This is a genomic window from Latilactobacillus sp. VITA-14 (assembly GCF_046580785.1).
GTDB classification, from domain to species: domain Bacteria; phylum Bacillota; class Bacilli; order Lactobacillales; family Lactobacillaceae; genus Latilactobacillus; species Latilactobacillus curvatus.
Genome location: NZ_JBJKTM010000007.1, coordinates 23,283 through 43,563, shown reverse-complemented (window position 1 = coordinate 43,563; position 20,281 = coordinate 23,283). Strand labels below are relative to the sequence as shown.

Sequence of the window (20,281 nt, the reverse complement as noted above, 5' to 3'; positions counted from 1 at the left end):
GGGCCAATTATGGATCCAATTAAAGCAAGTTTACTTAAGAAATCACGCGCAGCCAAAAGTGAAACACGGGGCAAATTAATCAGTTTATTCTGTATTAGTTTAATCGTGTTCATCGTGCTCGCCATTTTCTACTTCGTCGCTTCAAAAGGGTTAGCGACCTTCTTTAAAGATAAAATCAATCTAGGCCGCTTTTTAACGCAGTCTAATTGGAATCCAAGTTTGAAAGATAGTCATGGTCGACCAGAAGTGGGCGCCTTACCAATGATTATGGGGTCATTTGGAGTGACTTTCTTAGCGGCTTTATTAGCAACACCGTTTGCAATTGGCGCTGGGATTTTTATGACTGAAATCTCACCTAAGCGGGGTGAAAAATTATTGCAACCAGTGATGGAATTGCTCGTTGGGATTCCATCAGTTGTTTACGGGTTTATCGGATTATCCGTGATTGTACCAGCTGTCCGTCATTTGTTTGGTGGCAGTGGCTTTGGGATTCTTGCCGGGACTTGTGTTTTGTTCGTCATGATTCTACCAACTGTGACATCGATGACAGTCGATGCACTCAAGAGTGTGCCACGGCATTATCGCGAAGCCTCACTCGCTTTAGGTGCAACGCGTTGGCAAACAACATGGAAAGTCGTTTTAAAAGCAGCCACACCAGGGATTTTAACCGGGGTTGTTTTCGGGATGGCCCGGGCGTTTGGTGAAGCATTGGCCGTCCAAATGGTCATCGGGAACGCTGCGTTATTACCACATAACTTAATTACCCCAGCCTCAACGTTAACGAGTGTGTTAACGATGGGCATTGGGAATACGGTCATGGGTTCATTAGCCAATAATGCGCTTTGGTCATTGGCGTTACTCTTATTATTGATGTCACTACTATTTAACTTATTAGTTCGTTTAATTGGTCGGAAGGGAGCAATGGGTCGCTAATGGATGCAAAAAAATGGGATAAAGTTGCCACCGGTGTGCTAACCCTCATCGCTGGTTTGATCGTATTATTATTAGCAAGTTTGCTCGGCTATATCTTGGTGCGCGGATTACCACACGTGACGTGGCAGTTTTTAACGAAACCTGCGCAAACCTTTACTAAAGGTGGCGGGATTGGCGTCCAACTGTTTAATTCATTCTATCTATTAATTTTGGCGATGGTGATTTCAGTACCGTTATCAATTGGTGCCGGCATCTATCTCGCAGAATATGCGCCGAAGAACTGGGTGACGAATGTTGTTCGGACCGCGATTGAAGTGTTAAGTTCCTTACCATCCGTCGTGGTCGGATTATTCGGTTTCTTGGTCTTTGTTATCCAGTTTAAGCTAGGCTTTTCAATCTTAGCGGGTGCTTTAGCCTTGACCGTTTTCAATTTACCGTTGTTAACGCGGAATGTGGAAGATGCTTTAAAATCAATTCACTTCACACAACGTGAAGCAGGTCTTGCACTTGGTTTATCGCGTTATGAAACGGTTAAGCATGTCGTGATTCCAGAAGCGTTACCCAACATTATTACCGGGATGATTTTAGGCGCTGGCCGGGTCTTTGGTGAAGCGGCTGCCTTGATTTATACAGCTGGACAAAGTGCCCCATCACTTGATTTTACCAACTGGAACCCAATGTACATCGCGAGTCCGTTGAATCCATTGCGACCTGCGGAAACATTAGCGGTGCACATTTGGAAGATTAACTCGGAAGGGATTATGCCGGATGCGACTGCGGTTTCTGCTGGCGCATCTGCCGTCTTAATCATCGCCGTTTTACTATTTAACTGGTTAGCACGGGTCATCGGCAAGCGTGTCTACCGTAAAATGACAGCAGCATAGGAGAAAATAATGGCAGATTACGATTTAACAAAAACGCACATCAAACATTTAGATGAACCAAAACATGAAATTGCCTTATCAACTGAAGATTTAAACGTCTATTACGGCGACAAACGCGCGATGCACGATGCATCATTGCAATTTGAACGTTATCGAATTACCGCGTTAATCGGCGCTTCTGGTTCAGGAAAGTCAACCTATCTTCGGAGTTTAAACCGGATGAATGACAATATTGCTAATACACGTGTGACCGGTAAGATTATGTACCGGGGCTTGAACATCAATAGCGATGACGTTGATGTGTATAAGATGCGGGAACATATCGGCATGGTGTTCCAACGGCCTAATCCATTTGCCAAATCAATCTATGACAACATCACTTTTGCCTTGAAACAACATGGACAAAAAGACAAAAAGTATCTGGATGAAGTGGTTGAAACGTCACTAAAACAAGCTGCTTTGTGGGATCAAGTCAAAGATTCATTAGGAAAGAGCGCATTGGCACTATCTGGTGGGCAACAACAACGGTTATGTATTGCCCGGGCAATTGCGATGAAACCCGATATTTTATTATTGGACGAACCGGCTTCAGCCCTTGATCCAATTTCAACGAACACGGTTGAAGAAACATTGATTCGCTTAAAAGAAGAATTTACAGTCATCATTGTGACGCATAACATGCAACAAGCAGCACGAATCAGTGATTACACGGCCTTTTTCCATTCAGGGCACGCACTTGAATTCGACGAAACACGTAAAATGTTTACCCGGCCGAAGATTAAAGCGGCCGAAGATTATGTTTCTGGTCACTTTGGCTAGGACGCAAGGAGGTTTGCCCCGTGGCAAATAAGATTATTGAATCCTCAGATGTGCATCTATTCTATGGTAAGAATGAGGCCTTAAAAGGGATTAATATGGATTTTGTTGAAAATGAAATTACGGCGCTCATCGGGCCATCTGGTTGTGGAAAATCAACCTACTTGCGCTGCTTGAATCGAATGAATGATTTAATCGACTCGGCGAAGGTGACCGGTAAATTCTTATTGAATGGCCAAGATATTTATGCGCCTGAGATGGATACCGTTAAGTTACGGAAAGAAGTTGGCATGGTGTTCCAACAACCGAACCCATTTCCATTTTCAATCTATGACAATGTTGTTTACGGCTTACGTTTATCCGGTGTTAAAGATCATCGCGTCTTAGATGAAGCCGTTGAAAGTAGTTTGAAACAAGCGGCCGTTTGGGACGACGTCAAAGATAAGTTACACGAAAGTGCTTTATCACTTTCTGGTGGTCAACAACAGCGGGTTTGTATCGCTCGGGTGTTAGCTGTGAAACCGAAAGTGATCTTAATGGATGAACCGACTTCTGCGCTAGACCCTATTTCGAGTGCTAAAATTGAAAATATGTTGCTAGAATTGCGCCAACAGTATACCATTATAATGGTGACGCATAATATGCATCAGGCTTCTCGTATTTCGGATAAGACAGCATTCTTTTTACAAGGTGAATTGATTGAATACGCACCAACGAAGAAGATTTTCTTAAACCCAACCGAAAAAGAAACGGAAGATTACATCAGTGGCCGTTTTGGCTAAGAAAGAAGGGAAACCATAATGAGACGACTTTTTGAAGATGAGTTAAATGATTTACACGTTCGCTTCTCCGAAATGGGGATGATGGTCAACGAAGCCATCTATAAATCTGTTAAAGCCTTCATTAATCACGATAAGCAACTCGCACGCGAGGTGATTGCTGACGATCATAAGATTAATGAACGGGAAACGGATTTGGAACGTAAGAGTTTTGAGTTAATCGCACTTCAACAACCGGTCTCAACTGACCTTCGCGTGATTGTCACAATCATGAAGGCTAGTTCAGATTTAGAACGGATGGGTGACCACGCCGTTTCAATCGCGAAATCAACGATTCGGGTCAAGGGTAATACCCGTGTCCCTGATATCGAAAAAGATATTGCGGATATGGCAGACAAAGTTAAACAAATGGTTGAAGAGGTATTGGACGCTTACGTCAAAGAAGATCGTAAGAAGGCCATCAAAATTGCCGATGAAGATGTTGCAATCAATGCTTATTCAGACAATATTTATGACGACTGTATCAAAGAAATGCAACGTGATTCAGAAACCGTCGTTGGGAGCATGGACTACATGTTAGTTGCAAGCTACCTCGAACGGATTGGCGATTACGTGACAAACATCTGTGAATGGATTGTCTACCTCAGAACCGGTAAGGTAGTGGAATTAAACTCCAATGCACAAGAAGATGAATTCTAAACAATTCAATTAAAAATTTTAAAAAGCGATGACAAGGTCGACTTGCTCGTCGCTTTTTTAGTGGGAGAATCATAATGCAAAAACAAATATACTTAGCTGGCGGTTGGTTTACACCTAAACAGGCCTCATTAGTGGAACGCGCACACGCGGCTTTAAAACAAAACCCAACGATTGGTTATATTCATAGTCCACAGGAGCATCAATACAAGGGTGTGACAGAAGATCATGATCCAGAAGGCATGTTCGGGGGTTACGAATGGGCCAACCAAACGTATCAAAACGACATCACAGCAATGGATTTAGCAGACATGGCAGTTGTGTTATGGGATATGCAAGACGAAGATACGGGAACGGCGTTTGAAGCCGGCTACTTGAATGCCTGTCATAAACCAATCATCTTTGTTTGTGAAGATGATTTACAAGCCAATCCCATCAACCTAATGTTGGCTAAAGGGATTACCCAATGTCTAACCAGTGTGGATGAATTAGCAACCTTTGATTTCCAATTTGTCGCCGGCGAACCTTACATAGGACAAATCGTTTAAGCAAAAAAGCGCAGGACAAAAATAATTTTGTCCTGCACTTTTTTTGTTCTCACTCTTGATACCTAAATAAAAATCAACCTTTGGACCTATGACAATCGACTGTAAAATCGGCATAATAGAATCATAGTCAAGTGAAACAGTACAACGAATGATCAATGGAGGTCAAAACAATGAATGAACGTCAACGAATTTTAGACTTAGTGAACCAAGGTATTTTAACTTCAGAAGAAGCATTAGTCTTATTAGAAAATTTAGCCAAAAATGACCAAGATGTAAAATCAAATCCAACTGAAACAGCAACGGAGCAAACTGAACAACCAACCGCTGATAAAAGCGCAATTGAAGAAAAGGCACACGAATTAACCGTTAACCTTTCCGGCGTTAACCGGCAGTTGCAAGATTTGAAGCAAGCAATGCACGCTGATCAAGAACAAGTCACTGTCCTTGATACGATGGAAGATTTAGATAGTTTAAGCAGTGAAAAAGCAACCGAACGGCAAACACTCAAGGCTGGCTTATTACAAAAGCAAGCTGAAATCGACGAGTTGGAAGCCAAACGCGAAGCACTGACGGATGAACTCAACCAAATCGAAAAAGAACGCCGCCAAATGACCAAAAATCAATGGTCAGAAAAATTAGGCTTATCAGATGACTGGAAAGAAAATGCCAGTGAAACATTTGATGAATTGAGCGATAAGTTAGGCGAAGCTAGCACACACTTTGGTAAGTTCGTGAAGAATACTGCCAAAACAGTCATGGATAATGTGGATTGGAAAGAAGTAAACTTTAAGGTGCCTGGTTTGGCAACTGAAAAGTTCAGCCATGAATTCGTTTATTCTGACGTAACACCAGAAATGATTAACGTCAAAGTGGCTAACGGTAGTGTACATTTCCAAATCTGGGATCGTCCAGAAGTCAAAGTCGCAGCGCAAGTGAAGTTATATGGTAAAATGGCAGAAGCAACACCATTGGCTGCTTTTGAAGCGCGCAGTACAATTGATGTGACTGATGCCGACTTGGTCTTCCAAGTGCCGAATAAACGGATTCAAGCGGACTTAACGTTCTACTTACCAGCCAATAACTACTTACAAACGAATGTGAAGTTATTGAACGGGGATGTTGAATTAGATGGCTTTACCGGCCGGGATATTTACTTGAAGACGACTAACGGTGAATTAACGTTAATCAGCACCAACGCTGCAATGGTGGAAGCTGAAAACGTCAACGGTGGCATTACCTTTGATCAAGGCCGTTACGATGATTTACTCGCAACAACCGTCAACGGTAACCTATTGATTCAAGCGCAAGTTTTAAATGCGAGTGTTTCAACGGTCAACGGGGATATCAAGAACACTTTGACGACAACTGATTTACAACATCTAAAAGCAAAATCTGTGAATGGCACAATCAAGACAGCTTTACCACAAACTTTGGCAATGACTGTTGATGCCCGCACGCGTTTTGGGATGATTAAAAATCGGCTTGCAAACACCCAAACCATCGAACAACGGCAAAGTACGGGGAATCAAATGTTACAACTTGGCCGTAACGACAATGAACAGGCAACTCGTTTAACATTAAGCACGACAACTGGTAATATTTTATTGAAAGACAACGATAACTAAAAAATTAAGGAATGGTGGGTTTTAACAATGGGGAAAAGACTTTATAAATCAAGAGATAACAAAATGATTTCTGGTGTAATGGGCGGGATTGCTGAGTATTTTAATATTGATGCGACATTAGTTCGAATTCTATATGTTGTATTCTCAATGTTTTCAGCAGCGTTCCCTGGGATTGTGGTCTACATCATCTTAGCGATGGTGATTCCAGAACGGCCACGTCAGAGTAAACATGATTCTGAAAGTGAATGGAGTGAGTTTTAATGCCTTTTTTAATGATTTTATTAGTCATTATCGCCATTATGGCGGCAGTTGGCGTGTTTAGTCTCGTGATTGGCTCGCTACTGTTATTATTAAAATTTGCGCTACCACTGATTGTGATTGGGTTAATTGTCAGCTTCATCTACCGGGCAATTGCTGGCCCAAGTAGACGTCCACGGCATGCGGACTGGCGCCATGACTACCAAGGCTATTCTTATCAAGAAACAGCACATCAAGGTAGCCGTCAACGAAAGGAAGCCCGTGATGTCAAAGTAGACGATGATGACTGGAGTGATTTCTAATGCGGTATTGGACACGCGTAATTGTTGATACTTTGTTATTCATTGCGATTTCTGGCTTATTGCCCAATTTATTCTATGTTGAAAACATTTGGATTGCGTTAGTCGCCAGCATTGTGTTATCGATTTTAAACATCTTTATTAAACCATTGTTGAGCTTACTCTCATTTCCAATTACGTTTTTAACATTCGGTTTGTTTAGTGTCGTGATTAACGGGATTATGTTAGAATTGACCGCTGTTTTCGTCGGCGCCCACTTTAGCTTTACAAGTTTTGGAGCAGCCGTGATCGTGGCTATCATTTTATCAATTGCCAATACGATTATTACAAATCAATTTGTGAGAGAGCGTTATTAAAAAGTTAGCGGGCCTGACGTCAATTAAGATTGATATTGGTCCCGTTTTTTTTTGTTTAGATAAGAAAACGCCTACATTAAAGTTGAAAAATCACCTTAAAAGCAATATGATAGAGGATATAAGTGAAAATGAAGGACGGGTAACTCATGGCTGATAGTGTTTCAATTCAAAAACTAGTCACCGATTTAAAATTACAAGTTTATGCCGGTGAAGCACATTTAAAAAATAAAGCAGTGACGGTGAGTGATATTTCCCGTCCAGGACTCGAATTAACGGGCTACTTTAATTACTACCCTTACGAGCGGGTGCAATTATTTGGACGGACGGAAGTTTCATTTACGCAAAATATGACACCAGAAGAACGGTTAATGATTATGCGTCGGATGGCTTCTGAAGATACGCCCTGTTTCTTGGTCTCGCGCCAATTAGAACCACCAATGGAAATGCTTAAAGCAGCTGAAGAAGCGGGGATTCCCGTGTTGGGGTCGAATTTATCGACAACGCGTTTGTCGAGTTTAGTAACCGATTATTTGGAAGGGAAGCTAGCTGAACGGCGCTCAATGCATGGTGTGTTAGTCGATATTTACGGTTTAGGTGTTTTAATTACTGGCGATTCAGGTGTTGGGAAGAGCGAAACAGCATTGGAATTAGTCAAACGGGGTCATCGGTTGATTGCTGATGATCGGGTCGACGTTTATCAACAAGATGAACAAACCGTGGTCGGTGAAGCACCTGCAATTTTGCGTCACTTGCTTGAAATTCGGGGCATCGGGATTATTGATGTGATGAACCTCTTTGGCGCTGGTGCGGTGCGGGCTGAAACGTCAATTTCGTTAATTGTCCACTTGCAAAATTGGTCACAGGATAAGAAATACGATCGCTTAGGTTCAGATACCGAAGAACAAATGATTTTCGACGTCCCTGTACCGAAGATTACCGTGCCCGTTAAAGTCGGGCGGAACTTGGCCATCATTATTGAAGTGGCGGCAATGAACTTCCGGGCTAAATCAATGGGCTATGATGCAACGAAGACCTTCGAAGCCAATCTAGGCAAGTTAATTGAAGCCAATTCAGATGAAGAAGAATAGTTAAAAGTCAGAAAAGTTCGTTAAATATGGTAGGTCTAATGACTAGTTTGAGCTATACTGTTAGAAAGACAGTATGCAAACTAGTCTTTTTTAGAGTGCGCAGTAAGCCGGGTATATCCTGAGGTTTAACACAGAATGGCGAAGGATTGCGTCAGTAATCGTTTGACATTCAGGGGTAACCGGAAGGATATGGCTTACGGAGCACGTTTCGGATAAGAGTGCATTCAAGCTTGTCCAACTTTTGCGCATTAGCACAGTGAAGCGATAAGCGACGCAGTCGATTGTTTGCTTCACGACGCTAAGCGCAGAAAGTTAGCTTGAAAAGTACGTTTTGATGAAAGCACATTTACAAAAGGAGCGAATAATTTGAATCTACTATTAGGCGCATTAAATCCGATTGCATTACGATTGGGCGCATTGGAGATCCACTGGTATGGTGTGATTATCGCAACTGGGGTCGTTTTAGCCGTTGGATTGGCATTACAGGAAGCTAAACGGCGCAATGTCAGTGAAGATGATATTTTAAATTTAATTTTATGGGCATTACCATTTGCCTTAATTGGGGCCCGACTGTATTACGTCGTTTTTGAATGGTCGTATTACCAAGCCAATCCCGGCGAAATTATTCAGATTTGGCACGGCGGGATCGCGATTTACGGTGGACTGATTGCAGCTGCCATTGTGTTCATTATCTATTGTCGGCGTCATGCACTATCGCCTTGGTTAGTGTTGGATATTGCGGCACCAACCGTGATGATCGCACAAGCAATCGGACGTTGGGGCAACTTTATGAACCAAGAAGCCTATGGGGCGCCAACAACATTACACTTTCTCCAATCGTTACACTTACCTGATTGGGTGATCCAACAGATGTTAATTGATGGTGCGTATCGTCAGCCGACATTCTTATATGAATCAGCATGGAATGTATTAGGGTTTATTATCATCATGAGCATTCGCCATCGAACTGGTTGGTTTAAACAAGGCGAAATCTTATTTAGCTATTTAATTTGGTATTCGTTTGGCCGGTTCTTCATTGAAGGCATGCGGACTGATAGTTTATTCATCGGTCCATTGCGGGTATCGCAGATTGTCTCACTCGTCTTATTCTTTGGTGCAATTGGTCTTTGGATTTGGCGGCGTAAGCACAGTCAGTTACCGGATTATTTAACCGGCAATCAAGCAAAAGAACAGAAATAGGGATTTGTTTAAAAGGAGAATTATCAGATGACAGTAAAAATTGCAGTTTTAGGGGCCGGTTCATGGGGGACCATCTTAGCAAACTTATTAGTGGAAAATGGCCACCAAGTTGAGTTGTGGGGCAATGATCCTAAAAAAGTCGCTGAAATAAATGAACAGCATACCAATACACATTATTTACCAGATTTTAAAATTGATCCCCAGTTACACGCAACGATTGATCTTAACGTTGCACTTGACCAAGTTGACGTTGTCTTGTTTGTCATTCCAACACAAGCGATTCGTGCGGTGGCGGAACAGATTGTTCCTATGATGATTGCGAAAAAAGTGAAACCCGTGATTGTGACGGCTTCAAAAGGGCTTGAACAAGGCACGCACAAACGGATTTCAGAAGTCTTGACAGAAGCCATTCCAGAAACCAACCGCAATGGGATTGTTGTTTTATCGGGTCCTAGTCATGCTGAAGATGTCGCACAAAAAGATATTACTACCTTAACTGCCGCATCAAGTGACTTGATTCAAGCCCAATGGATCCAAGAGATTTTCATGAATGATTATTTCCGCTTATATACCAACCCTGATGTGGTTGGTGTTGAGATGGGAGCTGCTTTGAAAAACGTCATTGCACTTGGCGCGGGCGCTTTAAACGGGCTTGGTTATGGAGATAATACGAAGGCCGCCTTGATGACGCGTGGCTTAGCTGAAATTTCCCGCTTAGGCGTTGCTATGGGGGCTAACCCATTAACCTTTATCGGATTATCCGGTGTTGGGGATTTAATCGTGACTGGGACCAGTGTTCACTCAAGAAACTGGCGTGCGGGAAATGCACTTGGTAAAGGTCAAAAATTAGCTGATGTGCTAGCCAATATGGGGATGGTCGTCGAAGGGGTCGCAACATGTAAAGCAGCCTATGAATTGGCTCAACAACGTTCTGTTGATATGCCAATCATACGGGCCATCTATAATGTATTGTATGAAGATTGTGATATTAAGACTGAAATTGCGTATTTAATGCGGCGTTCAGGTAAACCTGAAATCGATTTTGATGAAGTCTAAAACTTTTTAACGAATAAAGCGGCATTATTTTGAATGGGTATCGCACCCATCATCAGAGTGTGTTATGATGATTAGCGTTGAGAAAAAGGCTAAAGGAGAACCGATTACTTTATGGGCGATTTGGTATCTGTAAGACCAACTTGTGAGTTTTATTTTGACAGAGGGATGCAGGCGTTTGAACGATTTCAGTACACGCGCGCATTAACGTGTTTACAACGGGCAAAGTCGCTGGCTAAGACCAAAGATGATTACATCTTTGTGGTGTGCCAATTAGCGATTTGTTTGGAATCGGTTGGCGACTATCATGGTGCGGCGACCGTTCTGGAAGAAATTCCAACCGCCAACTATCAGAGTCATCCTGAGTTACAATATTTTTTAGCAACGGCGTATGCCTTTTTAAATCAGACGCAGGCTAGCTATGAATTAGCGACTGCTTATTTACAGAGTGACGATTCGGATTTCGATGCCGAAGCCACTGAATTATTACAAGAATTGAAACCAACAAGTCCATCAAACTGGTAAAACAGTTTGGTAGACTTTTTTTTACATAACGGGTAAGATACATTCTATGAAGAACGAGCACTTTTTAAAAGTAAGGGGATAATAGACATGGCTAAAAGTTATGATGTAATTGTGATTGGCGCAGGACCTGGTGGGATGACCGCTGCTTTATACGCCTCACGTGCGAATTTATCTGTATTGATGTTGGACCGCGGAATTTACGGGGGCCAAATGAATAATACAGCAGAGGTCGAAAACTATCCCGGCTTTAAATCAATCCTTGGTCCTGAACTAGGCGAAAAGATGTATGCCAGCGCCACTCAATTTGGTGCTGAATACGGCTATGGTACGGTCAACTCGATTGAACTGCAAGGCGAGATGAAGATTGTGCACACTGACGAAGGCGATTTCGAAGCGCGTTCAATCATCATTGCAACGGGTTCAGAACACAAGAAGATTGGGATCCCCGGTGAAGATGAATTCGGCGGTCGTGGTGTCTCATACTGTGCGGTCTGTGATGGTGCCTTCTTTAAGAATAAAGAAGTCGTGGTCATTGGTGGGGGCGATTCAGCGATTGAAGAAGGCCTCTACTTGACGCAATTAGCCAGCAAGGTGACAGTCATTCATCGTCGTGATGAACTACGCGCTCAAAAGATTTTACAAGATCGTGCATTTGCTAACGACAAGATGGACTTCATCTGGAATGCACAAGTGACAACTATTGAAGGTGACGACAAGAAGGTAACCGGTGTCACTTACATTGATAAGGCAACTGGTGAAACCAAAGAAGTTGCTGCAAGTGGAGTCTTCATCTATGTAGGGATTGAACCAATGACTAGTGCCTTTGGTGATCTAGGGATTCTAACGGATGCCGGTTGGATTAAAACGGATGACCACATGGCAACCAGTGTTCCAGGTATCTACGCAATTGGTGACGTTCGTGAAAAAGATCTTCGTCAAATTACAACAGCAGTTGGCGACGGCGGCATAGCAGGCCAAGAAGTATTTAAATACTTACAAAGTATCTAGAGTGAGACGGCAGCCGGTTAGCTTCCGAGGATTAACACAGAATGGCGAAGGATTGCGGTAGCAATCGTTTGACATTCAGGGTTAACCAGAAAAGACAGTTCGAGGAAGCACGATTAGAGTGCGTTCGAAACGATTTTATTTTTGAGGATTAACCTAAAAATGTGGCTTATGACGCACATTTCTAGCGGTCGACTAAATTTTAGTCGGCCGTTTTTTATTTTGGGAAAAATTTTAATTTTTAGAAGGACAAGCATTATTAAATAATCGACCCAGACAATTAGCTTGGTGCGCATTACCGTACAACCGATGCTTTAGGAAAGCGGTTGATTATGGTATACTTAGAACTAGCTTTTAGACTAAAATGCGGGGGTTACACAATGAGCTGGCAAGATAATTATGCAATTTGGAATAATCAAACAGAAATGGATTTACCTTTAAAAAAAGCACTTAACGAAATGGCAAACGACCATGATGCATTAGAAAAAGCATTTAGCGTTCCAATGGAATTTGGGACAGCTGGGATGCGCGGTATTTTAGGCCCTGGGATCAACTGCATGAACATTTATACGGTGCGTCAAGCCACAGAAGGCCTCGCTCAATTCATGGAAACATTACCAGAAGCGACTAAAAAACGCGGTGTGGCTATCAGTTTTGATTCACGTTATCAATCTGAAACATTTGCGCACGAAGCAGCGCGGGTCTTAGGTCAACATCAAATCCCAACGTTTGTTTTTGATGCCTTACGCCCAACACCTGAATTATCATTTACCGTACGGCACTTACATACCTATGCCGGTATCATGATTACAGCAAGTCATAATCCTAAACAATACAATGGTTACAAGATTTATGGCGAAGACGGCGCGCAAATGCCACCTAAGGAATCCGATTTAATCACAAGTTATATTCGCAAAGTAACCGATTTATTTGCGATTGAAGTGGCTGATGAAAGCACATTGCGCGAAGCCGGCTTAATGACTTTGATTGGCGAAAATGTGGATCAAGCTTACTTAGCTGAAGTTAAGCAAGTCACGATTAATCAAGAATTGGTCGACACAGTCGGCAAGACCATGTCATTGATTTACACCCCACTTCATGGGACCGGGAAAGTACTTGGTGAACGCGCATTGCGTCAAGCAGGCTTTGAACAATTTACAATGGTCGCTGAACAAGCAGTTGCTGATCCAGAATTTGCAACGACACCATTCCCTAATCCAGAATTCCCACAAACATTCGATATGGCGATTGAGCTCGGGAAAGCACAACAAGCTGACTTGTTGATTGCGACTGATCCAGATGCTGACCGTTTGGGCGCCGCTGTGCGTCAACCAGACGGGAGTTACCAATTGATGACTGGGAACCAAATCGCTTCTGTTTTATTACGTTATATTTTACAAGCTAGTAAAGATGCTGGCACATTACCAGCCAATGCAGCGGCTGTTAAGTCAATCGTGTCAACAGAATTGGCAACGAAGATTGCAGCGAGCTACAATGTGAAGATGATTGATGTCTTAACCGGCTTCAAATTTATCGCTGAACAAATTCAACACTTTGAAGACACAGACGAAAACACCTTCATGTTTGGTTTCGAAGAAAGCTATGGCTACTTAGTGAAACCATTCGTTCGCGATAAAGATGCGATTCAAACATTGGTCTTATTAGCGGAAGTTGCAGCTTATTACAAGTCAAACGGTAAGACTTTGTATGATGGCATTCAAGAATTATATGCGGAATACGGCTACTTCGCTGAACAAACGACTGCAGTTGATTTCGAAGGGGTCAATGGCCCACAACAAATGGCTGACTTGATGGTTAAATGTCGTGAAGAAAGCCCAGTTGAATTTGCCGGCATCAAAGTCGCTTCAGCAGAAGACTTCCAAACACAAACAGAAACTTTTGCGGACGGTCATACTGAACCCATCAATTTACCAACATCTAATGTTCTGAAATATCACTTAGAAGATGGCACTTGGATTGCGATTCGCCCAAGTGGGACTGAACCAAAAGTGAAATTCTATGTGGGGACATCCGCTGATGATGCCGCAACAGCTGATTTGAAGTTAGCAAACTTCGAAAAAGCAATTCATGAACTTGTAAAATAGATAGGGCTTCTGTTTTACATTTCAGGATAACTTACCTATAATAAAGAACAGCAAATAGACGGACTACTGCGTTAGTCGGTCTATTTTTGTAAGAAAAGGGAGGTAGTTTGGTATGGGTATGCATCAATATTTGCAAGGTTTGAATAATTTGGAGACACTAAATCGCGCACCAGGATTGTTTAAATATCAAGAACATTCCGTTGCAGCGCACTCCTTTAAAGTAGCAGAAATTGCGCAATTATTAGGCGATATTGAAGAAGAAAATGGGCAAACGATTAATTGGCAAGTGCTGTACGAACGCGCACTGAACCACGATTATACGGAACGGTTTATCGGCGATATTAAGACGCCGGTCAAATACGCAACGCATGAATTGCGGATGATGTTGGCCAATGTCGAAAGTTCATTAACCGCTAACTTCATTAAAAATGAAATTCCAGATTTCTTACAAGAACGGTATCAACGTCGTTTGAGTGAAGGAAAAGATGAAACTTTGGAAGGGCAATTATTAGCCGTTGCCGATAAGATTGATTTACTCTACGAGTCTTTTGGTGAAATTGAAAAAGGTAATCCTGAGAATGCTTTTCTAGAAATTTTTGCGGAAAGTTTAAAAACGATTATGCAATACCAAAATCTCGCATGCGCCCGTTATTTCATCCAAGAAATCTTGCCAGATTTACTGAGTGAAGACTTCGCAGATCGAGGGAAGCTAACCCAATTAGTGAGACAGACGCTAGCGGAATAGAGTGCCGTTGTCAGTCGCTCAGATTCAGAGCATTTGCCTAACTTGGCGAATTGACGCTATAAGCGGCGATTTGACAAGTGTAGCAAAGCGCAGGAATCTACTGACAACAGCACGTTCCCACACTTTAGTTAAAACGTGCTTTCATTAAGCATCCTTTTCCGGTTAGCTACACCAGCGCATCATCGACTGCGTCGCTAATCCGTCTGGTTAGGCTAATCCTCAAAGGATAACCGCTTAATGACGCACTCTTTAATCAGCACTCTGGCGAAAGTATGTTCGGTGTGGTAGAATAGTGAATGACTTAAAGGACAAGGAATATTATTCTTTATAAAATCGGTAAGTAGACGTTATGGTGGAGGGCAACTTCTACCCGGCGTCTTCTTTTATCGCTAGCAAATGGTAATGGAGGCTTTTGATGATTGAACGACAGAATGATAACCAATTTGATTTAGTGGCGCCCTATGAACCAGCTGGGGACCAACCAGCGGCAATTGAAACGTTAACTAAGAACTTCGAGGCGGGTGCAAAAGCACAAGTCTTGATGGGGGCGACTGGGACCGGGAAGACCTTTACGATGTCGAACGTCATCAAGAATTTAAACAAACCAACATTGATCATTTCGCATAATAAGACTTTGGCAGGCCAGCTCTATGCCGAGTTTAAGCAATTTTTCCCGAATAACGCGGTAGAATATTTTGTCAGTTACTACGATTATTACCAACCAGAAGCTTATGTGCCTTCAAGTGATACCTACATCGAAAAAGATTCGAGTATTAACGACGAAATCGACAAACTACGGCATTCAGCAACCAGTGCGCTGTTGGAACGCAACGATGTGATTGTGGTTGCGTCGGTTTCATGTATTTTCGGCTTAGGTGATCCGAATGAATATCAAGATCACGTCCTTTCGTTACGGCCAGGGATGGAGATTGAGCGCAATGACTTATTGCGTCAATTGGTGGATATTCAATTTGAACGGAACGACATTGATTTCCAACGGGGCCGTTTCCGCGTCCGTGGTGACGTGGTCGAGATTTTCCCGGCTTCACGTGATGATCATGCGTTGCGGGTTGAATTCTTCGGCGATGAGATTGATCGAATCGTTGAAGTTGACGCGCTAACCGGTGAAGTCATTGGTGAACGCGAACATGTTGCGATTTTCCCAGCAACGCATTTCATGACTAGTGAAGAAAAGATGGAAAAAGCCATTAAGAGTATCAAGGCTGAATTAGAAGGCCGACTAACGGAATTGAAGGCGGACGGCAAGTTGTTGGAAGCCCAACGTTTGGAACAACGAACGAATTACGATCTTGAGATGATGCAAGAAATGGGCTATTGCTCGGGGATCGAAAACTATTCACGGCACATGGAGGATCGTGCGGCGGGGGAACCACCTTATACGTTGCTCGATTTCTTCCCGAAAGATTCAATCATGATGATTGATGAATCCCATGTAACGATGCCGCAAATTCGCGGGATGTATAACGGGGATCGTGCCCGGAAGCAAATGTTAATCGATTATGGGTTCCGATTACCAAGTGCGCTTGATAATCGGCCTTTGACGCTACCTGAATTCGAAGAACACGTCAATGAAATCATGTACGTTTCTGCGACTCCAGGCCCTTATGAAGCTGAACAAACCGATATTCAGGTCGATCAGATTATTCGACCAACTGGCTTGTTAGATCCGAATATTGAGGTCCGGCCGATTATGGGCCAGATTGATGATTTGGTCGGCGAAATTAATGATCGGATTGAAAAGAACGAACGCGTCTTTATTACAACGTTAACCAAGAAGATGGCGGAAGATTTAACTGACTATCTCAAAGAACTGGGGATTAAAGTCCGTTACTTGCATAGTGATATCAAGACTTTGGAACGAACGGAAATTATCCGTGATTTACGGCTTGGTAAGTTTGACGTCTTAATTGGGATTAACTTGTTGCGGGAAGGGATTGACGTCCCTGAAGTCTCGTTAGTGGCGATTTTGGATGCCGATAAAGAAGGTTTCTTGCGGAGCGAGCGCTCATTGATTCAAACAATCGGCCGTGCTTCTCGAAATCAAAACGGGCAAGTCCTTTTGTATGCCGATAAGATTACCGATTCGATGCGCAATGCAATGGATGAAACCAAGCGGCGGCGTTCGATTCAAGAAGCCTACAACGAAGCACATCACATGACGCCGAAGACGATTATCAAACCAGTTCGGGATGCGATTTCGGTTGTTCAATCAGTCGAACACCCTGAAGAAGTCAAGATGACCAACGAGATTGATTTCGATAGTATGTCGAAAGCTGAAAAACTAGAAATGGTAGAACGGTTATCTGAACAAATGCGGAATGCGGCCAAGAAACTGGACTTCGAACAGGCAGCTACGTTACGGGATACCATCTTAGAGATTAAGAGTGAAATTGATTAAAAGAGGTAAAGCATGGCAAATGATAAGATCGTCATTCATGGCGCAAGAGCGCATAATTTAAAAGATATTGATGTTACAATTCCACGGGATAAACTGGTGGTTGTGACGGGATTGTCGGGCTCTGGGAAGAGTTCGTTAGCGTTTGATACATTATATGCCGAAGGACAACGGCGCTACGTCGAGAGTTTATCGGCTTATGCGCGCCAATTCTTAGGCCAAATGGATAAACCGGATGTTGATTCAATTGATGGGCTCAGTCCTGCGATTTCGATCGACCAAAAAACAACGTCTAAAAATCCGCGTTCGACAGTCGGGACAGTCACGGAAATTAATGATTATCTCCGGCTTTTATGGGCGCGGGTCGGTCATCCAATCTGTCCGAACGATGGGACTGAAATTAGTAGTCAATCCGTTGAACAGATGGTTGATCGTGTCTTAGCGTTACCTGAGAAGACGAAACTCCAGGTGATGTCACCGATTATTCGTGGCAAAAAAGGGCAACATAAAAAAGTATTTGAAAAAATCCAACGAGAAGGCTATGTCCGTGTTCAAGTCGATAGTGAAGTCATGGACGTTAGTGCCGATATCGAATTGGATAAGAATACAAAACACGACATTAATATCGTGGTGGATCGAATCGTCGTCAAAGACGGTGTCCGGTCCCGTTTATTTGACTCGTTCGAAGCGGCTCTGCGCTTATCAGAAGGGTATGCGACTGCCGATATCATCGGTGGCGAACAACTACTTTTCTCAGAACACTATGCCTGCCCAATCTGTGGCTTTACGGTGGGAGCGTTAGAACCCCGCTTGTTCTCGTTCAACGCACCGTTTGGGGCCTGCCCAGACTGTGATGGTTTAGGGGTTAAGCTAGAAGTCGATATGGATTTAGTGATTCCTGATACCAGCAAGACATTGCGCGAAGGAGCCATTGCGCCTTGGAATCCAATTAGCTCTCAATATTATCCACAGATGCTCGAACAAGCTTGCAAGTCATTTAAAATTGACATGGATCGACCATTTAGCAAATTAACACCACGCCAAAAAGACATTATCTTAAATGGTTCTCAGGGTAAGAACTTCCACTTCCATTATGAAAATGATTTCGGTGGTGTGCGTGATGTGGACGTGCCGTTTGAAGGTGTATTAGCCAATATTGACCGCCGTTATCGTGAAACCAATAGTGATTTCACACGGACGCAAATGCGGACGTATATGACTGAATTAACGTGTCAAACCTGTCATGGTGCTCGTTTAAATCGACAAGCTTTGGCTGTTAAAGTGGGCGGCCAAGATATCGCTGCCGTTTCAGACAACGCTATCAAAGAAGCTTTACCATTCTTCGATCAACTTGAACTTTCTGAAAAAGACAGTGTGGTTGCCAAACCAATCTTGAAAGAAGTGCATGATCGGTTAACTTTCTTGATTAACGTCGGTCTGGATTATTTAACGCTCAGTCGGTCAGCCGGGACCCTTTCTGGTGGGGAAGCCCAACGGATTCGTTTAGCCACGCAAATTGGTTCGAACTTATCTGGCGTGCTCTACATCCTCGATGAACCGTCAATTGGTTTGCATCAACGTGATAATGACCGTTTGATCGGGTCACTGAAGAAGATGCGCGACTTAGGCAATACATTAATTGTTGTTGAACATGATGAAGATACAATGCGCGCGGCTGATTACCTGATCGACATCGGGCCCGGCGCTGGTGAACTCGGTGGTGAAGTGATGGCCGCTGGGACCCCAACTGAAGTCGAACATAATCCGAAATCATTGACGGGCCGTTATTTAGCCGGTTCCGAATATATTCCAGTACCGCTAAAACGGCGTCAAGGCAATGGCAAGAAGATTCGCGTGACCGGTGCGGCTGAAAATAACTTGAAGAATCTGACGGTTGATTTCCCATTAGGTGAATTTGTCGCGGTTACTGGTGTTTCAGGTTCAGGTAAGTCAACCTTAGTCAATACGATTTTGAAAAAAGCTTTGGCACAAAAGATGAACCGTAACTCAGCAAAACCAGGTCAATATAAAACAATTACAGGTTATCAGAATCTTGAAAAACTGATTAATATTGATCAAAGTCCAATTGGTCGGACACCGCGGAGTAATCCAGCAACGTACACCGGCGTCTTTGACAATATTCGTGATTTGTTTGCGCAAACCAATGAAGCCAAACTACGCGGTTATAAAAAAGGCCGTTTTAGTTTTAACGTTAAAGGTGGCCGCTGTGAAGCTTGCAAGGGTGACGGCATTATCAAGATTGAAATGAATTTCTTACCAGACGTGTATGTGCCGTGTGAAGTCTGTCATGGCAGTCGCTATAATTCAGAAACCTTGGAAGTCGTCTATAAGGGCAAGAACATTGCCGAAATCTTAGACATGACGGTCGGTGAAGCCACAGTCTTCTTCGCAAACATTCCCAAGATTGCCCGCAAGTTACAAACGATTGTGGATGTCGGCTTAGGCTACGTCACATTGGGCCAGTCTGCCACAACCTTATCGGGTGGAGAAGCCCAACGGATGAAGTTGGCCTCTGAATTACAGAAACAATCAACGGGTAAGAATTTATACATCCTCGATGAACCAACGACTGGCTTGCATACCGACGATATCAAGCGCTTGTTGGGCGTTTTGGAACGGTTAGTTGAAGAAGGTAACACGATCTTAGTGATTGAACATAACTTAGATGTTATTAAGACTGCCGATCACATCATTGACTTAGGACCAGAAGGCGGCGATAAAGGCGGGACAATTGTCGCGACCGGTACGCCAGAAGAAATTGCCAACGTCAGTGAAAGCTATACAGGCCAATATTTAAAACCTGTTTTAGAACGCGATACAGCACGCACAATTGCCGCTCAGGATTAACCAGAAGATGGTTGATAGAATGTGTTTAAAAAGCGGGCGGTTAAGACAGAATGATTGCTGTCTTAACCGCCCGCTTTTTGTT

At 43.1% G+C, this 20,281-nt stretch carries 19 protein-coding genes; all 19 read left to right on the top strand.

Features of this window, described 5'->3' with window-relative positions; all coding sequences use genetic code 11:
* The first annotated feature begins 9 nt into the window (after positions 1 to 9).
* Positions 10 to 933, top strand: coding sequence for a phosphate ABC transporter permease subunit PstC (gene pstC / locus ACF1X7_RS04555; protein ID WP_004270247.1), 924 nt, complete (start codon positions 10 to 12; stop codon positions 931 to 933).
* Positions 933 to 1,817, top strand: a complete 885-nt coding sequence (gene pstA / locus ACF1X7_RS04550) for a phosphate ABC transporter permease PstA (RefSeq protein ID WP_004270246.1) — start codon at positions 933 to 935, stop codon at positions 1,815 to 1,817. The genes pstC and pstA overlap by 1 nt, the downstream gene beginning before the upstream one ends.
* A gap of 9 nt (positions 1,818 to 1,826) precedes the next feature.
* Positions 1,827 to 2,636, top strand: coding sequence for a phosphate ABC transporter ATP-binding protein PstB (gene pstB / locus ACF1X7_RS04545; RefSeq protein ID WP_411162463.1), 810 nt, complete (start codon positions 1,827 to 1,829; stop codon positions 2,634 to 2,636).
* 20 nt (positions 2,637 to 2,656) lie between these two features.
* Complete coding sequence (gene pstB / locus ACF1X7_RS04540) at positions 2,657 to 3,415, top strand: phosphate ABC transporter ATP-binding protein PstB (protein ID WP_004270242.1); 759 nt, start codon at positions 2,657 to 2,659, stop codon at positions 3,413 to 3,415.
* An 18-nt stretch (positions 3,416 to 3,433) separates the two neighbouring features.
* On the top strand, positions 3,434 to 4,111 hold the full coding sequence (gene phoU / locus ACF1X7_RS04535) for a phosphate signaling complex protein PhoU (protein ID WP_039099339.1): 678 nt from the start codon (positions 3,434 to 3,436) through the stop codon (positions 4,109 to 4,111).
* Positions 4,112 to 4,185: 74 nt separating this feature from the next.
* The gene (locus ACF1X7_RS04530) at positions 4,186 to 4,656 is read left to right on the top strand and encodes a nucleoside 2-deoxyribosyltransferase (protein ID WP_064776960.1); all 471 of its coding nucleotides are present in this window, start codon (positions 4,186 to 4,188) and stop codon (positions 4,654 to 4,656) included.
* 170 nt (positions 4,657 to 4,826) lie between these two features.
* A complete protein-coding gene (liaX, locus tag ACF1X7_RS04525; RefSeq protein ID WP_411162462.1) occupies positions 4,827 to 6,281 on the top strand; it encodes a daptomycin-sensing surface protein LiaX in 1,455 nt (484 codons plus the stop codon).
* Positions 6,282 to 6,308: 27 nt separating this feature from the next.
* A complete protein-coding gene (locus ACF1X7_RS04520) occupies positions 6,309 to 6,542 on the top strand; it encodes a PspC domain-containing protein (protein ID WP_039099334.1) in 234 nt (77 codons plus the stop codon).
* Complete coding sequence (locus ACF1X7_RS04515; RefSeq protein ID WP_064776962.1) at positions 6,542 to 6,841, top strand: hypothetical protein; 300 nt, start codon at positions 6,542 to 6,544, stop codon at positions 6,839 to 6,841. The genes ACF1X7_RS04520 and ACF1X7_RS04515 overlap by 1 nt, the downstream gene beginning before the upstream one ends.
* Positions 6,841 to 7,194: a phage holin family protein gene (locus ACF1X7_RS04510; RefSeq protein ID WP_004265953.1), complete on the top strand. Its 354-nt coding sequence runs from the start codon at positions 6,841 to 6,843 to the stop codon at positions 7,192 to 7,194. The genes ACF1X7_RS04515 and ACF1X7_RS04510 overlap by 1 nt, the downstream gene beginning before the upstream one ends.
* Positions 7,195 to 7,340: 146 nt before the next feature.
* Complete coding sequence (gene hprK, locus ACF1X7_RS04505; RefSeq protein ID WP_004265923.1) at positions 7,341 to 8,282, top strand: HPr(Ser) kinase/phosphatase; 942 nt, start codon at positions 7,341 to 7,343, stop codon at positions 8,280 to 8,282.
* 366 nt (positions 8,283 to 8,648) lie between these two features.
* The gene (gene lgt / locus ACF1X7_RS04500; RefSeq protein WP_004265937.1) at positions 8,649 to 9,482 is read left to right on the top strand and encodes a prolipoprotein diacylglyceryl transferase; all 834 of its coding nucleotides are present in this window, start codon (positions 8,649 to 8,651) and stop codon (positions 9,480 to 9,482) included.
* Between the two features lie 27 nt (positions 9,483 to 9,509).
* Positions 9,510 to 10,538 (top strand): NAD(P)H-dependent glycerol-3-phosphate dehydrogenase, encoded by a 1,029-nt coding sequence (locus tag ACF1X7_RS04495; protein ID WP_411162461.1) that lies wholly within the window; start codon positions 9,510 to 9,512, stop codon positions 10,536 to 10,538.
* Between the two features lie 111 nt (positions 10,539 to 10,649).
* Entirely contained in the window at positions 10,650 to 11,060 is a 411-nt protein-coding gene (locus ACF1X7_RS04490) for a hypothetical protein (protein ID WP_039099209.1), read from the top strand.
* An 87-nt stretch (positions 11,061 to 11,147) separates the two neighbouring features.
* A complete protein-coding gene (trxB, locus tag ACF1X7_RS04485) occupies positions 11,148 to 12,068 on the top strand; it encodes a thioredoxin-disulfide reductase (protein ID WP_064776963.1) in 921 nt (306 codons plus the stop codon).
* A gap of 377 nt (positions 12,069 to 12,445) precedes the next feature.
* Positions 12,446 to 14,170: a phospho-sugar mutase gene (locus ACF1X7_RS04480; RefSeq protein ID WP_004265958.1), complete on the top strand. Its 1,725-nt coding sequence runs from the start codon at positions 12,446 to 12,448 to the stop codon at positions 14,168 to 14,170.
* Positions 14,171 to 14,282: 112 nt separating this feature from the next.
* Positions 14,283 to 14,915: a YfbR-like 5'-deoxynucleotidase gene (locus ACF1X7_RS04475; RefSeq protein ID WP_039099205.1), complete on the top strand. Its 633-nt coding sequence runs from the start codon at positions 14,283 to 14,285 to the stop codon at positions 14,913 to 14,915.
* 415 nt (positions 14,916 to 15,330) lie between these two features.
* Positions 15,331 to 17,334, top strand: a complete 2,004-nt coding sequence (uvrB, locus tag ACF1X7_RS04470) for an excinuclease ABC subunit UvrB (RefSeq protein ID WP_004265948.1) — start codon at positions 15,331 to 15,333, stop codon at positions 17,332 to 17,334.
* Positions 17,335 to 17,346: 12 nt separating this feature from the next.
* A complete protein-coding gene (uvrA, locus tag ACF1X7_RS04465; RefSeq protein WP_039099544.1) occupies positions 17,347 to 20,199 on the top strand; it encodes an excinuclease ABC subunit UvrA in 2,853 nt (950 codons plus the stop codon).
* Positions 20,200 to 20,281 lie beyond the last annotated feature (82 nt).

Excerpts from the sequence above, each read along its gene's own strand:
- pstC (WP_004270247.1), top strand. The coding sequence starts at position 10 with ATGGATCCAATTAAAGCAAGTTTACTTAAGAAATCACGCGCAGCCAAA.
- pstA (WP_004270246.1), top strand. The coding sequence starts at position 933 with ATGGATGCAAAAAAATGGGATAAAGTTGCCACCGGTGTGCTAACCCTC.
- pstB (WP_411162463.1), top strand. The coding sequence starts at position 1,827 with ATGGCAGATTACGATTTAACAAAAACGCACATCAAACATTTAGATGAA.
- phoU (WP_039099339.1), top strand. The coding sequence starts at position 3,434 with ATGAGACGACTTTTTGAAGATGAGTTAAATGATTTACACGTTCGCTTC.
- ACF1X7_RS04530 (WP_064776960.1), top strand. The coding sequence starts at position 4,186 with ATGCAAAAACAAATATACTTAGCTGGCGGTTGGTTTACACCTAAACAG.
- liaX (WP_411162462.1), top strand. The coding sequence starts at position 4,827 with ATGAATGAACGTCAACGAATTTTAGACTTAGTGAACCAAGGTATTTTA.
- ACF1X7_RS04520 (WP_039099334.1), top strand. The coding sequence starts at position 6,309 with ATGGGGAAAAGACTTTATAAATCAAGAGATAACAAAATGATTTCTGGT.
- ACF1X7_RS04515 (WP_064776962.1), top strand. The coding sequence starts at position 6,542 with ATGCCTTTTTTAATGATTTTATTAGTCATTATCGCCATTATGGCGGCA.
- ACF1X7_RS04510 (WP_004265953.1), top strand. The coding sequence starts at position 6,841 with ATGCGGTATTGGACACGCGTAATTGTTGATACTTTGTTATTCATTGCG.
- hprK (WP_004265923.1), top strand. The coding sequence starts at position 7,341 with ATGGCTGATAGTGTTTCAATTCAAAAACTAGTCACCGATTTAAAATTA.
- ACF1X7_RS04495 (WP_411162461.1), top strand. The coding sequence starts at position 9,510 with ATGACAGTAAAAATTGCAGTTTTAGGGGCCGGTTCATGGGGGACCATC.
- ACF1X7_RS04490 (WP_039099209.1), top strand. The coding sequence starts at position 10,650 with ATGGGCGATTTGGTATCTGTAAGACCAACTTGTGAGTTTTATTTTGAC.
- trxB (WP_064776963.1), top strand. The coding sequence starts at position 11,148 with ATGGCTAAAAGTTATGATGTAATTGTGATTGGCGCAGGACCTGGTGGG.
- ACF1X7_RS04480 (WP_004265958.1), top strand. The coding sequence starts at position 12,446 with ATGAGCTGGCAAGATAATTATGCAATTTGGAATAATCAAACAGAAATG.
- ACF1X7_RS04475 (WP_039099205.1), top strand. The coding sequence starts at position 14,283 with ATGGGTATGCATCAATATTTGCAAGGTTTGAATAATTTGGAGACACTA.
- uvrB (WP_004265948.1), top strand. The coding sequence starts at position 15,331 with ATGATTGAACGACAGAATGATAACCAATTTGATTTAGTGGCGCCCTAT.
- uvrA (WP_039099544.1), top strand. The coding sequence starts at position 17,347 with ATGGCAAATGATAAGATCGTCATTCATGGCGCAAGAGCGCATAATTTA.